This is a genomic window from Pseudomonas sp. Marseille-Q0931 (genome assembly GCF_940789645.1).
GTDB lineage: Bacteria > Pseudomonadota > Gammaproteobacteria > Pseudomonadales > Pseudomonadaceae > Aquipseudomonas.
Map to the genome: position 1 here is coordinate 256790 of NZ_CALNWT010000007.1, position 14452 is coordinate 271241.

Annotated in this window: 13 protein-coding genes; 8 read left to right on the plus strand and 5 right to left on the minus strand. The window is 57.4% G+C overall.

What is annotated here, in order from left to right; genetic code table 11:
• Nucleotides 1-24: 24 nt before the first annotated feature.
• Genes P3C50_RS13700 through P3C50_RS13725 form a run of 6 tightly spaced genes read left to right on the plus strand, consistent with a single transcriptional unit; the run spans nucleotide 25 to nucleotide 5942 of the window.
• Nucleotides 25-909, plus strand: coding sequence for an FkbM family methyltransferase (locus P3C50_RS13700; protein WP_275546417.1), 885 nt, complete (start codon nucleotides 25-27; stop codon nucleotides 907-909).
• Nucleotides 910-943: 34 nt separating this feature from the next.
• Nucleotides 944-1852, plus strand: a complete 909-nt coding sequence (locus P3C50_RS13705) for a GDP-mannose 4,6-dehydratase (protein ID WP_275546418.1) — start codon at nucleotides 944-946, stop codon at nucleotides 1850-1852.
• Nucleotides 1853-1856: 4 nt separating this feature from the next.
• Nucleotides 1857-2507, plus strand: coding sequence for a GDP-mannose 4,6-dehydratase (locus P3C50_RS13710; protein WP_275546419.1), 651 nt, complete (start codon nucleotides 1857-1859; stop codon nucleotides 2505-2507).
• Nucleotides 2507-3304, plus strand: coding sequence for an ABC transporter permease (locus P3C50_RS13715; protein WP_275546420.1), 798 nt, complete (start codon nucleotides 2507-2509; stop codon nucleotides 3302-3304). Before P3C50_RS13710 ends, P3C50_RS13715 begins: the two co-directional genes overlap by 1 nt.
• A complete protein-coding gene (locus tag P3C50_RS13720) occupies nucleotides 3304-4554 on the plus strand; it encodes an ABC transporter ATP-binding protein (protein ID WP_275546421.1) in 1251 nt (416 codons plus the stop codon). The genes P3C50_RS13715 and P3C50_RS13720 overlap by 1 nt, the downstream gene beginning before the upstream one ends.
• 11 nt (nucleotides 4555-4565) lie before the next feature.
• Entirely contained in the window at nucleotides 4566-5942 is a 1377-nt protein-coding gene (locus P3C50_RS13725; protein WP_275546422.1) for a glycosyltransferase family 4 protein, read from the plus strand.
• A 389-nt stretch (nucleotides 5943-6331) separates the two neighbouring features.
• Here the strand turns inward: P3C50_RS13725 and P3C50_RS13730 are convergent, their stop codons facing one another.
• The 5 genes from P3C50_RS13730 to P3C50_RS13750 form a co-directional block, all read right to left on the minus strand.
• Complete coding sequence (locus P3C50_RS13730) at nucleotides 6332-6547, minus strand: DUF1127 domain-containing protein (RefSeq protein WP_275546423.1); 216 nt, start codon at nucleotides 6545-6547, stop codon at nucleotides 6332-6334.
• A 359-nt stretch (nucleotides 6548-6906) separates the two neighbouring features.
• Nucleotides 6907-8343: an NAD(P)(+) transhydrogenase (Re/Si-specific) subunit beta gene (locus tag P3C50_RS13735; protein WP_275546424.1), complete on the minus strand. Its 1437-nt coding sequence runs from the start codon at nucleotides 8341-8343 to the stop codon at nucleotides 6907-6909.
• A complete protein-coding gene (locus P3C50_RS13740; protein WP_275546425.1) occupies nucleotides 8344-8673 on the minus strand; it encodes an NAD(P) transhydrogenase subunit alpha in 330 nt (109 codons plus the stop codon).
• Nucleotides 8674-8684: 11 nt separating this feature from the next.
• Entirely contained in the window at nucleotides 8685-9806 is a 1122-nt protein-coding gene (locus P3C50_RS13745; protein WP_275546426.1) for a Re/Si-specific NAD(P)(+) transhydrogenase subunit alpha, read from the minus strand.
• A gap of 472 nt (nucleotides 9807-10278) precedes the next feature.
• The gene (locus P3C50_RS13750; RefSeq protein ID WP_275546427.1) at nucleotides 10279-11175 is read right to left on the minus strand and encodes a LysR family transcriptional regulator; all 897 of its coding nucleotides are present in this window, start codon (nucleotides 11173-11175) and stop codon (nucleotides 10279-10281) included.
• A gap of 178 nt (nucleotides 11176-11353) precedes the next feature.
• Between P3C50_RS13750 and P3C50_RS13755 the strand changes: the two genes are divergently transcribed.
• Nucleotides 11354-12532, plus strand: coding sequence for an acyl-CoA dehydrogenase (locus P3C50_RS13755; RefSeq protein ID WP_275546428.1), 1179 nt, complete (start codon nucleotides 11354-11356; stop codon nucleotides 12530-12532).
• Nucleotides 12533-12588: 56 nt separating this feature from the next.
• Nucleotides 12589-13812, plus strand: coding sequence for a CaiB/BaiF CoA transferase family protein (locus P3C50_RS13760; RefSeq protein ID WP_275546429.1), 1224 nt, complete (start codon nucleotides 12589-12591; stop codon nucleotides 13810-13812).
• The last annotated feature ends 640 nt before the right edge of the window (nucleotides 13813-14452 follow it).

A 14452-nucleotide genomic window follows, 5' to 3' on the forward strand; every position in this document is an offset into this window, starting at 1 on the left:
AGCGCTCTTTGAGCGGTGGAATTCATGAGCAAGCAGACCGCGCCAGTATTCATCTCATACGCCCAGAACTTCGAGGATGTGATGCTCTGGCGTACATTCAAGTTGTTCGGCCCTGGCCAATATGTCGATGTGGGCGCAAACCATCCCACTCTCGACTCGGTGACGCGTTCGCTATATGAGCGGGGCTGGCGCGGAATCAATATCGAGCCGGTCAAGCATTACCATGACGCCTTGTGTCAGGAGCGCCCCCAGGACATCAACCTATGCGTGGCGGTCGGAGACGAGCAGGGCGAGCTGACCTTCTTCGAGTCTGCTGACACCGGGCTCTCCACCCTGAGCGAGGAGATGGCCGAGCAACAGCGGGCCGAAGGTATTCCGTTCGTGCAGCGCACCGTACAAACGAAGCGTCTCAGGGATATCTGCGAGGAGCATCTGTCAGCCACTTTGCCCTTTCATTTTCTGAAAATCGATGTCGAAGGCTTCGAGCGCAACGTCTTGCAGGGAATGGATTTTCAGCGCTGGCGGCCCTGGCTCATTCTGATCGAGTCTGCCTTTGACAAGGTGCCTGAGTGGGAGGCGCTGATCCTGCAGGCCGGTTATCAGGCGGCATTGTGCGATGGGATCAACCGCTATTACGTGGCAACGGAACGCTCCGAGTTGTTGCGGCCGCTGAGCATGCCACCGAATATTCTTGACGAATTCCAACTATGCCGAGGCCACCGGTTGAGCTTTCCGCTGGCAGAAGCGCGAGATTTGCAAGATCAGCTGTCCGCCACGCTTCAGCGGGCGCAGGCTTCGGAGGCCCAGTTAGAAGCTGTATATGGCAGCTGGCTATGGTCTGTGGTCCGGCTGTTAACCGCTGGCTGGGGCCGGCTGAAAACTCCGTTATCGTCGCGCCTCAAGGGCTGAGGCTGCGATGCTACCGAGCGAAATTGGAGGTTAGGTGAAAAAATTACTTGTAACTGGCTTGAGCGGCTTTGTCGGACGGCACCTTGAAGCGCGCCTAAAGGTACCTACTGCTGGCGGCTGGCGGCTGATGGCAGCGCAGCCACACGATCTGACAGCTGCGGAAACGCTCGATGAGTGGCTGGCTGATGACTGCCCCGATGCAGTGATCCACCTTGCTGGCCAGACTTTTGTGCCCGAGGCTTTCCGCGACCCAGCGCGTACTCTGCAAATCAATACGCTAGGTACTCTTAACCTTCTCCAGGCACTCAAACGAAAAGGCTTCAGCGGTACTTTTTTATATGTTAGCTCGGGCGATGTTTATGGCCATGTAGATGAGTCGCAAATGCCAATTTCGGAACTTCTGGCACCGCGTCCGCGCAATCCCTACGCGGTCAGCAAAGTTTCTGCCGAACTATTGTGCCAGCAGTGGAGCTATGCTGAACCTTGGCGCATTATGATTGCGCGGCCATTCAATCATATAGGCGCTGGGCAGAGCGAATCGTTCGTGATTTCCAGTATGGCCAGGCAGTTAGTAAGAGTAAAACGGGGCTTTCAGTCACCGCGCTTGGATGTGGGGGATATTGATGTAACTCGAGACTTTCTCGATGTCCGCGATGTTATTGAGGCATATCTCCTCCTGCTGGACAGGGGCGTGAGCGGTGAAATTTACAACGTATGTTCTGGCCTGGAGCGCAAAGTGCGCGACATGATAGGGGAAATGGCCCGTTTGGCGGGCGTTGAAGTAGAGCTGGTGCAAGACTCGGCTCGCATGCGACGAGCTGAGCAGCGTAGGGTTGTCGGTAGTTCCGAAAAATTACAGAGAGAAACCGGGTGGAAACCTGGCGTACATATTACGGATACCTTACAGAGTGTGCTCTCTGACTGGGCCGCTAGAGAAACATAATAATATGGATAGAAGTGCGCTGATCCTTGGTGAAAACCGTCGATATAATTATTGGAATACGTTGTTTTACCGCGACAGCTTGAGTCCGCATATATCGGGTAGCGTCCTGGCTGACTACGAATTGCCGTTATGCGGTATTGAGTTTATCAGTCGCAAAATCACAGCTAACGTGGCGAGGATCAATCTCGACAAGCAGTGCGAGTATTATCTCGGCAATATTGAGGCTAAGCGTGACGGTGGCTTCATTGGCATTTATACAAGAAACATACGGTTAATTGCTTATGCCGAGCGCTCGCAGCGAGTGCGTCAGGTGGGTAGGCAATTGAAGGCAAGCGATCATGGCGCTTATCGTCCACACCGTTTGGCAAACCACTCTCGGGAAACCTACGTGCTTGCGAAGGGCCCGCGCTTCAAGATCAAGCGCGTGGCACTTCCGCGAGCGGCGTTGTCGCTGCGGAGGTTTCACCACCGCAGCGAGCCCTGGGGGCCGGATATGGGCCGGTTGGCACAAGGTGGCAACAACCCAATCTTCATTTCTGAAGAATACAAGCACCACAGGGATCATTCAGGAATTATCGGCCTGGAGATAAAAATTGGTGAATACCTCGGAAATAAAAACATTGTTCGTTTTGACCAATACGGCGGGACCAAGTAATGGCTTTGAATATGGCCCGTGCAGTATGGAGCTATCGAGGTTTTGTCTTGGGCAGCGTCAAGCGCGAGTTTCAAACGCGCTATCGCAACTCTTTGCTCGGCGCGCTATGGACAGTGCTCAACCCGCTTTCGATGATCATCGTCTATACGGTGATTTTCTCCCAAGTGATGCAGGCTCGCCTACCTGGAGTCGAACACAGCCTTGCTTACGGCATTTATTTATGTGCGGGAATTATCGCATGGGGCTTCTTCGCTGAAGTTATCGGGCGCAGTCAGTCTGTGTTTCTCGAGCATGCCAATCTGATTAAGAAACTGAGTTTTCCGCGCATCTGTCTACCATTAATCGTAGTGCTGAATGCCTCTGTGAACTTCGCCATCATCTTTGCGTTGTTCCTCTGTTTTCTGTTGCTGACCCAGACCTTTCCCGGTTTCGCATTGCTGGCCGTGTTGCCCGTACTATTGGTGCAGGTGACATTTTCCATTGGCCTGGGTATCACCCTAGGGGTGCTTAACGTGTTCTTCCGCGATGTCGGTCAGTTCACCGGTATCCTCCTGCAGTTTTGGTTTTGGTTTACCCCTATCGTCTATCCAGCTTCAATTTTGCCGGAGGCCGTTCGTCCGGTGCTCGATCTGAATCCGATGATGCCTGTGATCACGGCGTACCAAGGCATATTTGTTTATGGCCGTTGGCCCGATTGGGGCTCGCTGCTCCCCATCACACTGGTCTCAGTGGCGCTCTGTGCCTTGGCATTGCAATTGTTCCGCAAACGCTCCGGCGAAATGGTGGATGAACTCTGATGGGCAGTATTCAGGTCAGTGGCCTTGGCAAGGCCTATAAGCAATACCCGTCGCGCTGGTCGCGTCTGGGGGAATGGGTAATCCCCTTCGGCAGACCGCGGCACCAGTTGAATTGGGTTCTTCGGGACATCTCGTTTTGCGTTCAGCCTGGAGATGCACTGGGGATCATTGGGGTTAACGGTGCTGGAAAGAGCACGCTATTGAAGATGATCACCGGCACAACACAGCCCAACGCCGGGAGCATTCACATCGATGGTCGTGTCGCAGCTCTTCTGGAGCTAGGTATGGGCTTCCACGCGGACTTCACGGGTCGGCAGAACGTGTTTATGGCCGGACAACTGCTCGGTCTTGGCATGGAGGAGCTGCAGCACCTGATGCCTGAGATCGAGGCATTTGCCGAAATAGGTGAGTATATTGATCATCCAGTTCGTACATATTCGAGCGGCATGCAGATGCGCCTGGCATTCAGCGTTGCCACCGCCCGGCGCCCCGATGTGTTGATTGTGGATGAAGCACTTTCGGTGGGAGACGCTTATTTCCAGCACAAGAGTTTCGACCGCATCCGCGAGTTTCGTAAGGCGGGCACTACTCTTCTGATTGTGTCCCATGATCGGCAGGCAATTCAGTCGCTGTGCGATCGTGCCATTTTGCTAGTCAATGGGCGACTGGCGCTTGAAGGTGCGCCGGAAGAAGTGATGGATTTCTACAGCGCCATGCTGGCCGAAAAGGAACAGCAGACCGTCCGCCAGGAGCGCCTGGAAGGAGGCCAGATCCGCACGATATCTGGTACCGGGGAGGCAGGATTCGCTGATATAGGCTTATTTAACGAGCAGGGGCAGCGAATCGAGGTGCTTTCCGTCGGCAGCACCGTCACACTGCGGGTGGTGGTGGATATCAAGATAGATATTCCACGACTGGTGCTGGGCTTCATGATCAAGGACCGCATGGGGCAGCCGATCTACGGCATCAATACCCATCGTCTGCAGCGCGCGCTGGAGAATCTCACCGCTGGTGAACGGGTGACCTACGAATTCCGCTTTCCGGTGCGCCTTGGCAAGGGCAATTATTCGATTGCCCTTTCTCTCTCGCGACTCGATTCTCACCTGGACAAGAATTACGAGTGGCGCGATTACGCCTTGGTATTTCACGTGATCAATGTTCAGCAGCCCGATTTCGTCGGTTGCGCCTGGCTCGATTCGCAGGTCGCCATTGAGCGCAGCGGCTCATTGGCCGCCGAAGCCAGTCACTGAGGAGCAATGGGATGCGGTTGTTGGTCGAGTGTACCTATGTCTACGAACATCCCCAGGATAATTCCGGAATTCAGCGCGTGGTGCGCAATATCATCGGGAATCTGTCGGGTGTGCAGGTGGGTGTCGAATGCGTGCCAGTAATGATAAGCGGCGGGCGTTTATATCGTGTGTTGAGCCTAGAGCCGTTGGCAGTCGACCGCGCCAAAAGTTGGCGGCAGAGGCTGATTATGCGCCTGGATCACGCGCGTAATCGTTACTGGTGCCTGCACGCGCGCCTCGAGCGCTTGCTCCCGTTCCGCGACACGGCGTTTGCCAAGCGTCTGCTTTATTGGCCCTGCAAGTTGTTGAGCCTGGGTATTACCTTACCGTTACGTGGCCTGCTCTGGCTCAATCGCAACGCTCAGCCAGCACCGCAGCGGGCGGTGGAACTCCAGGTGCGGGACGGCGATCAACTGTTGTTACTCGATTCTTCATGGCACGCCGATTTCTTCGAGCTGGCTGAACGTCTGAAGAACCGGGGTATTGGCATTATTTCGGTCATCTACGATCTGATCCCGCTTACCCATCCTCAGTTCTGCGACGCTGGCTTGGTCAAGGTTTTTGATCGTTGGTTTGACTGGGTGTCGAAAACTGCTGATGGTTTTATGGCTATCTCACAGACCGTAAGTAAGCAGGTAGACGCTGAACTGCAGAATCGTTTGGGCCCTGCCGAGGCGGCGCAGCGTTGGCATGGATACTTCCACTTGGGTTCTGAGCTTGATCTGAACCGGCCAGCTGCAGTGCTGCACAAAAACGTGCGGAGGATGTTTGAGCAGCAGGTGCCAGTCTACTTGATGGTAAGCACGGTCGAGCCGCGTAAAAACCATGCCTATTTGCTTGATGCTTTCGAGCTTCTTTGGGCAGACGGTGCTGACGTGTGTCTTTGCATCATCGGCAAGATTGGCTGGAAGTGCGAGGCGTTGATTGAACGTATCAAGCGTCATCCGCAGTATGGTAAACGCTTGTTCATGTTCAATGACGTCAACGACAAGAGTCTTGAGTTCGCCTATTCCAACGCTCGTGCACTGGTGTTTCCCTCGCACGCCGAAGGTTTTGGCTTGCCGCTGGTAGAAGCCATGCAGCGAGGTCTGCCTGTGATGGCTAGTGATATTCCGGTGTTCCGCGAAGTAGGTCAGGACTTCATGGCCTACTTCGATCTACACGACCCAGCCAGTTTGGTTGAGCGGATCAAGGCGTTCGAGCTATCTGGACGTTTTCCAGCCGCCCGTGCGGTCGAGCATTGGCAATGGGTCGACTGGGCGGCGGCGGCGGACCAACTGGTGACTCGGACTTTACGCGGTATTCAAGATACCTCGCGCAAGGCAATGACCGATGCGGATTGTCCTTAGCATTGCTTGGCCCCCGGCGTTTGCCAATATCTGATCATAGTAAGGGAGCTAACTATTGAGTTAAAAAGTCGCCAAGTGCGGCCTTGAGCTATGTCTTTATCCGTAGTCGCGGCTATGGGATAACCCCGAGCGATCTCTGCAGATGGGACTCAAAGCCAGGCAGCGCTATGAGCAGCTCTTCACCGCGCAGCGTATGGGGCAGCAGACGGCGCGGCTGTATCGAGACCTGTACGAGCGTAAGTCGCAGTGCTGAGCGGGAAACGTAACTCGCGCGGCAATCAAGCTGTGATTTTTGAATTGCCGAGGCTGAATAAAACGAAAGCCCCACCGCAGCAGAGACGGTGGAGCTCTCAGAAGATCCCAATTTAGGGATGGAGCAAAGCGGGGTATCAGCGCCAGAACGGCTTCTGCAGTTCGACGTAACGCTGATTTTCGGTGATGCCGGCATCAGCAAGCAGGCGGGCATCCAGTCGAGCCAGTTGACGACGGCTGACGATGCGGCGCTGCCACAGGCTGAGGGTGGCAAGCACACGGAGCGGCCAGGCCGATTTGTCGCTGGCAACGCTGTGAGTTTGAAGCAGGGCGGAACTGAGGGTACGTTCCATGGTGGTCATCCTTCCGCTTGTGGCGGGTCTGGTGTTTTGCTTTCGATGAGCAAATTATCCCGAGCGGGGTTGGGACTCAGTAGTCACAGCTGGATGAAATTGTTGTGCTATTAGATAGGTTGCTTTGTAACTGTTCGGTCAGGATTTGAAGAAGCTGTACTGGTCATAAGTGAAAAAGCTGGGTGCAACCGATTTATGCGAGATTTTTAACTGGGTGCAACCCCATAAAGCTAGTTTTGCGAGCAGTACAGTTTGCAATTGATCTGTTGTGGCGACTGACCTGAAAATCAGGTTTTTACCCGTGCCATAAAACGAGAAACCCGGCACATGGCCGGGTTTCTTGTCTAGGTGGTCAGGTCTTATTCCACAGCCTTGACCATGTCCTCGATGACTTTCTTGGCGTCACCAAAGACCATCATGGTCTTGTCCATGTAGAACAGTTCGTTGTCCAGGCCGGCGTAACCGCTGGCCATCGAGCGCTTGTTAACGATCACGGTCTTGGCTTTGTACGCCTCAAGGATCGGCATACCGGCGATCGGCGACTTCGGATCGTTCTTCGCTGCCGGGTTAACCACGTCGTTGGCACCGAGCACCAGCACCACGTCGGTCTGGCCGAACTCGGAGTTGATGTCCTCCATCTCGAACACCTGCTCGTACGGCACCTCGGCCTCGGCCAGCAATACGTTCATATGGCCCGGCATGCGCCCGGCAACCGGGTGGATCGCGTACTTCACGGTCACTCCACGGTGGGTCAGCTTCTCCGCCAGCTCCATCAGCGCGTGCTGGGCTCGGGCCACCGCCAGGCCGTAGCCGGGCACGATGACCACGGTGTCAGCGTTGGTCAGCAGGAAGGCGGCGTCGTCGGAAGAGCCCGACTTCACGCTGCGCTGCTCCTGGCTACCAGCGGCTGCGCCCGCGTCGGCATCGGCGCCGAAGCCACCGAGGATGACGTTAAAGAACGAGCGGTTCATCGCCTTGCACATGATGTACGAGAGGATGGCGCCCGAAGATCCCACCAGCGAGCCGGCGACGATCAGCATCGAGTTGTTCAGCGAGAAGCCGATACCGGCGGCCGCCCAACCGGAATACGAGTTGAGCATCGACACCACCACCGGCATGTCGGCGCCGCCGATGGGGATGATGATCAGCACGCCGATGACGAAGGCCAGCGCCACCAGCACGGCGAAGGCCGTGATGTCGCCGGTGAAGGTGTAGTACAGACCCAGGCCGAGGATCGCCAGGCCGATCACCAGGTTGACCAGGTGCTGACCCTTGAACACGACAGGCGCGCCCTGGAACAGGCGGAACTTGTACTTGCCCGACAGCTTGCCGAAGGCGATCACCGAACCGGAGAAGGTGATGGCGCCGATGGCTGCACCGAGGAACAGTTCCAGGCGGTTACCGGCCGGGATCGCATCACCCAGCGCGGCGACGATGCCCAGCGACTGCGGCTCGACCACGGCGGCGATGGCGATGAATACCGCAGCCAGACCGATCATGCTGTGCATGAAGGCGACCAGCTCGGGCATTTTGGTCATCTCGACGCGCTTGGCCATGATGGTGCCGATGCTGCCACCGACCAGCAGGCCGACGATGACGAAGCCCAGGCCCTGTACGGCCAGTTCGCTGCCCAGCTTGTGAATTAGGCCCACGGTGGTCAGTACGGCGATGGCCATGCCGATCATGCCGAACAGGTTGCCGCGCCGCGACGTGGTCGGGTGCGACAGACCTTTGAGCGCCTGGATGAAGCACACCGAGGCGACGAGGTAGAGAACAGTGATCAGGTTCATGCTCATTTAGTGCTTCTCCACCTGCGCGCTCTTTATTTCAACGGCACGCGCCTTCTTCTTGAACATTTCCAACATGCGTCGGGTGACCAGGAAGCCGCCGAACACGTTGACCGCCGCCAGGGCCACGGCCAAGGTGCCCATGGCCTTGCCCAGCGGGGTGACGGTGAGCGCGGCGGCCAGCATGGCGCCAACGATCACGATGGCGGAAATGGCATTGGTCACGGCCATCAGCGGGGTATGCAGGGCCGGGGTGACGTTCCAGACCACGTGATAGCCGACATAAATGGCCAGCACGAAGATGATCAGGTTGTAGATACCGTCGGAAATCAGATCCATGTCTCTACTCCTTAGCCGTTCTTGCGCACGATTTCGCCGGCGTTGCACATCAGGCAGGCCGCGACGATGTCGTCTTCGAGGTTGAGCTGGAACTGGCCATCCTTGTCGATCACGAGCTTGAGGAAGTCCAGCAGGTTGCGTGCGTACAGCGCCGAGGCGTCCGCCGGCACCAGGGCGGCCAGGTTGGTGTGGCCGACGAAGGTAACGCCGTGCTTGATCACCACCTTGTCGGCCTCGGTCAACGGGCAGTTGCCACCTTGGGCTGCAGCCAGATCGATGACCACGGAGCCAGGCTTCATTTCAGCAACCGTGCTTTCATGAAGAAGCGTCGGCGCCTTGCGGCCCGGAATCAGTGCCGTGGTGATGACGATATCGGCCTGCTTGGCGCGCTCATGCACAGCCCTGGCCTGACGCTCCATCCATGAAGCGGGCATCGGACGGGCATAACCGCCAACACCTTGTGCACACTCGCGCTCTTCATCGGTCTCGAACGGTACGTCGACGAACTTGGCGCCGAGCGATTCGATCTGCTCTTTGACTGCAGGGCGCACATCGGAGGCCTCGATCACTGCACCCAGGCGCTTGGCCGTGGCGATGGCCTGCAGGCCAGCGACGCCAGCGCCGAGAATCAGCACGCGGGCGGCCTTAACGGTACCGGCAGCGGTCATCAGCATTGGCATGAAGCGTGGGTAGTAATTGGCGGCGAGCATCACGGCCTTGTAGCCGGCGATGTTGGCCTGCGAACTGAGCACGTCCAGGCTTTGCGCGCGGGAGGTGCGCGGCGCAGCCTCCAGGGCGAAGGCGACGATGCCGCGGGCGTTCATGCGTGCGATGGTGTCGTTGCAGAACGGGTTGAGCATGCCAACCAACACGGCCCCGGCTTTCATCTGAGCGAGCTCGGCTTCGGTTGGTGCGACCACCTTCAGCACAAGGTCGGCGCCGAAAGCGCTCGTCTCGTTGCCGATGGTCGCGCCAGCAGCCTCGTAAGCGCTGTCCGGAATGCTGGCGCTGATGCCGGCCCCGGCCTGCACGATCACCTGATGACCTTGGCCGACCAACTTCTTGATCGTCTCTGGGGTCGCGGCAACCCGCGTTTCCCCGGCATGGGTTTCGAGAGGAACACCGATGTGCACTTCTAATCTCCTGCGTGATCTTTCTTGTGAACCGGTGCACTGCGCTGGCGCGCCGGCGATTGGGGATCAGCACAAAACTTTCCCGAACTTGGCGGGCGCCGCGATTGTGCAATCGAACTCGGACCCTTACAAGAAGTTATGGAGTAAAAAAAATGGATTACTACAAGTAATGGGTCTATGAGGGATTTTTATACTTCGCGCAGGCCGCGTCGTTTCTCATGAAGAGCACATGGCACGAGACTTTGAGGGCCATTTTGTCATTCATTAAGCGAATGACCGCTGGTCGTATTGGCTATTGTGTGAAAGGTGACGAACAGAGCGTTCGAAATAGTGGAATAGCCCGAAAGTACTGGTCTTGACGCGGATAGATTCAGAGAAGACGTTGTAGTGTGACTTTATGCGCGCTACTCGTGTTGATTTTGGTCGTACAGGTGAACGATTGTTCTCAATGCGTGATAACTGCGAGAGTGTTTCATGCCTGGCGATACGTGGCGGCCTGCACAAGTAGCCAGTCGCGGAAGGCTTTGAGCGCCGAAGACTCGGCCTTGCGCTCTGGCACCATCAGGTAATAGGCGCGGTCGTTGTTGGGTACAGCACGATCGAGGGCGATGACCAGGCTCCCGTCTTTCAGCTCGCGTTGAATCAGGAAGGGCGGAATCAGTGCGATGCCCATCTCATGCTGCGCCGCCTGGGCCAGCATGGAGAATAGCTCCAGGCGTGGGCCGGTCATGTCGCGCGCCACGTTCATGCCTTGGGCGGCGAACCATTGGCGCCAGGCGTAGGGGCGAGTGGTCTGCTGCAGCAATGGCAGCGCAGCGATGCGTGCGGCGTCCACCGGGGCATCGCCCAGAAGCGCCGGGCTGCAGACCGGTAGCAGGTGCTCGTGCATCAGAAAGTGCGCCTGCGTACCCGACCATTCGGCATCGCCGTAATAGATGGCGGCATCGAAGTGGGTGTCGGCGAACAGGAAGGGGCGTGTGCGGTTGGTCAGATGTACCGTGACTTCCGGGTGCAACTGCTGGAAAGCACGCAGGCGTGGTAGCAGCCACTGCGTACCGAAGGTCGGCACTACGGCCAGCTCGATGCTGGCTGTGCCCTGATTGCCCATCAGCGCGAGGGTGTCGCGCTCCACGGCATCGAGTTGCGCAGCTACCTTGCGGCTGTAAGCGACGCCGGCTTCGGTCAGTACCACGCCGCGCCGTGAGCGGCGGAACAGCTCGACATTGAGAAAACTCTCCAGACCGCCGATCTGCCTGCAGATTGCACTCTGCGTCAGGCTTAGCTCCTCGGCGGCCTTGGTGAAACTCTGATGACGAGCAGCCGACTCGAAGGCAACGAGGGCGGCAGTGCTGGGAATCTTGCGGCGCATTATGCGTAAGCCTCACACATAGGTGACAAATACAGCCAGTTAAGCTATCTCGAAGTGATAGAAAAGCACAGGTCTGTGCGAAATCTGCGTTTGTCCTATGCGCAAAGCCGACCTAGGATCGAGATTATTCCGGGTCGGCAGCGTCGACCGCTCACGTCACTGCTTCGAGGTTTTCACGATGGCCAAGGCAAGCTTCAACTGGATCGACCCGCTGCTGCTCGACCAGCAACTGACCGAAGAAGAGCGCATGGTGCGCGACAGCGCCCAGCAGTTCGCCGACGACAAGCTGGCGCCGCGCGTGCTGGAGGCGTTCCGTCACGAGCAGACTGATCCGAAGATCTTCCGCGAGATGGGCGAAACCGGCCTGCTGGGCGCGACCATTCCCGAAGCCTACGGTGGCAGTGGTCTCAACTATGTCTGCTACGGCTTGATCGCCCGTGAGATGGAGCGCATCGATTCCGGCTACCGTTCGATGATGAGCGTGCAGTCCTCGCTGGTGATGGTGCCGATCAACGAGTTCGGCAATGAAGCGACCAAGCAGAAGTATCTGCCCAAGCTGGCCAGTGGCGAGTACATCGGCTGCTTCGGCCTGACCGAGCCGAACCATGGTTCCGACCCCGGCTCGATGGCCACCCGCGCCAAAAAAGTCGAAGGTGGCTACCGCCTGAGCGGCAGCAAGATGTGGATCACCAATAGCCCGATCGCCGATGTCTTCGTGGTCTGGGCCAAGGACGATGCCGGTGAGATCCGCGGCTTCGTTCTGGAGAAAGGTTGGGAAGGCCTCTCCGCTCCGGCGATTCACGGCAAGGTTGGCCTGCGTGCGTCGATCACCGGCGAGATCGTCATGGACAACGTGTTCTGCCCTGAAGAGAACGCCTTTCCGGATGTGCGCGGTCTGCGTGGTCCATTCACCTGTCTGAACTCTGCCCGTTACGGCATCAGCTGGGGTGCGCTGGGCGCTGCCGAGTTCTGCTGGCACACCGCGCGCCAGTACGTGCTCGATCGCAATCAGTTCGGCCGTCCGTTGGCGGCCAATCAGCTGATCCAGAAGAAACTCGCCGATATGCAGACCGAGATCACCCTGGCGCTGCAAGGCTGCCTGCGTCTCGGTCGGATGAAGGATGAAGGCACCGCTGCCGTGGAAATCACCTCCATCATGAAGCGCAACAGCTGCGGCAAGGCGCTGGATATCGCGCGTATGGCGCGCGACATGCTGGGTGGCAATGGTATCAGCGACGAGTTCGGCATTGCCCGTCACCTGGTCAACCTCGAGGTGGTCAATACCTACGAGGGCACTCATGACGTGCATGCGCTGATCCTCGGTCGTGCACAGACCGGCATTCAGGCGTTCTTCTAAGGACACTCCTGTTAACCGATCCATGGTGCGCCCGGCGCACCTTGCGGAGAATCTCCATGTCCGGTGCTCTGTCCCATATCCGCGTGCTCGATCTTTCCCGCGTACTCGCAGGCCCCTGGTGCGGGCAGATTCTCGGCGACCTCGGTGCCGAAGTAATCAAGGTCGAACGGCCGGGAGCCGGTGACGACACGCGACACTGGGGGCCTCCTTATATAAAGGACGCAGAGGGTAACGACTCGCGGGAAGCGGCTTACTTCCAGAGCGCCAACCGCAACAAGCAATCGTTGACCCTGGATTTCACCCAGCCTGAAGGGCAGCGTCTGGTGCGTGAGCTGGTCGCACAGTGCGATGTGCTGTTGGAAAACTTCAAGGTGGGCGGGCTGGCAGCCTATGGGTTGGATTATGAGTCCCTGAAGGCGATCAATCCGCGCTTGATCTACTGTTCCATTACCGGCTTCGGTCAGACCGGGCCCTATGCCAAGCGCGCTGGCTACGACTTCATGATCCAGGGGCTGGGCGGTCTGATGAGCCTGACCGGGCGTCCGGAAGGTGAAGAAGGGGCCGGGCCGGTGAAGGTCGGGGTGGCCTTGACCGATATCCTCACCGGGCTCTACGCAACCGTGGGGGTGCTGGCTGCGCTGAATCAGCGTGAGCAGTCCGGAGTTGGTCAGCACATTGATGTGGCGTTGCTCGATGTGCAAGTCGCCTGCCTGGCCAACCAGGCCATGAACTACCTCGCCACTGGTGTATCGCCCAAGCGTCTGGGTAACGCTCATCCCAATATCGTGCCCTATCAGGATTTCCCCAGCGCGGATGGTAACTTCATCCTGGCGGTCGGCAACGACGGGCAGTTCCGCAAGTTCTGTGAAGTGGCGGGCATCGCGCAGCTTGCCGATGATCCCCGTTTCGCCAGCAACAAGGCGCGGGTGGCGCATCGTGTCGAGCTGATTCCGCTGCTGCGTCAGGCAACCGTATTCAAGACCACGGCGCAATGGATTGAACTTCTCGAACAGGCGGGTGTGCCCTGTGGGCCGATCAACGACCTGCAGCAGGTGTTCGCCGATCCGCAGGTGCAGGCGCGCGAGCTGCGTGTGGAGCTGCCCAACGGGCTGGGCAGTACCACGCCGCAGGTGGCCAGTCCATTGCGCCTGTCGGAGACGCCGGTAGCCTATCGTTCCGCACCGCCGTTGCTGGGCCAGGACAGCGAGGCCGTGCTGCAGCGTCTGCTGGGCCTGGATGCGTCGCAGATAGCCGCGCTGCGGCGAGCCGGAGTGGTTTGAGCGCTTTCTCTATATAGAGAAGATGTGCGGGCGGAGCCGCGAAGCCATTGATTGCAGATTTTTTACAGCAAAGGGGTTTACAGGCATCTCTGCTCATGTAGAATGCGCGCCACTTCAGTGATGAAGCGCTTCAAAAACTTCTTGCTAATCAATAAGTTAAGTTAAATGAAGGGCTTGCAAAACTGAATCTGGCGTGTAGAATGCGCGCCGGTCGACAGGGTGGCGGTTTGATCCTGTTGGTGGTTCGGTCGAATGGATCGAAAGCGGTAGAAAAGAGGTGTTGACAGCGGTTTTGAACGCTGTAGAATGCGCCTCCCGCTGGAGAGAAGAAGTTCTGATCGAAGGCGCAAGTGGTTGAGTAGAAAGAAGTTTCTCCGGAAACAAATTCGAAAAACAGCTTGACAGATAGAAAGGCTGCTGTAGAATGCGCGGCCTCGGTTGAGACGAAAAGCTTAACCAACTGTTCTTTAACAACTGAATCAAGCAATTCGTGTGGGTGCTTGTGAGGTAAGACTGATAGTCAACTGATTATCAGCATCACAAAGCAACACTCGTTAATTCGAGAGTTACCTCTTTAGTAATAGAGAGATTTGCGATTGCTGAGCCAGGTTTAGGGTTTTCTCAAAACCCAAGCAGTATT